1 pseudogene is annotated in these 216 nt (G+C 40.7%); it reads right to left on the reverse strand.

From position 1 onward, the window contains the following. A pseudogene (locus WKI42_RS11000) lies at positions 1 to 216 on the reverse strand (hypothetical protein); the annotation flags it as partial.

Below are 216 nucleotides of genomic sequence, written 5' to 3' on the forward strand. Positions count from 1 at the left end.
ACCTTTTCCGTTGAAGGCTCCATTGTTGAAACCACCAGTATATTGGTCTCCATTTTGGAAGGTAATGGTACCTTGACCATTCATTTTACCACGGACAAGACTGCCGTCGTAAACAATCGTTCCATTATCGAGTTTTAGAACACCTTTTCCGGGAATATTTAGAAAAAAGACGAGTACAGCACAAAAAACAATGGCAACTACTGCTAAAAGCTCGAG

It is taken from the genome of Streptococcus pseudopneumoniae (assembly GCF_038148935.1).
In the GTDB taxonomy this organism is placed as follows: Bacteria; Bacillota; Bacilli; order Lactobacillales; family Streptococcaceae; genus Streptococcus; species Streptococcus pseudopneumoniae_U.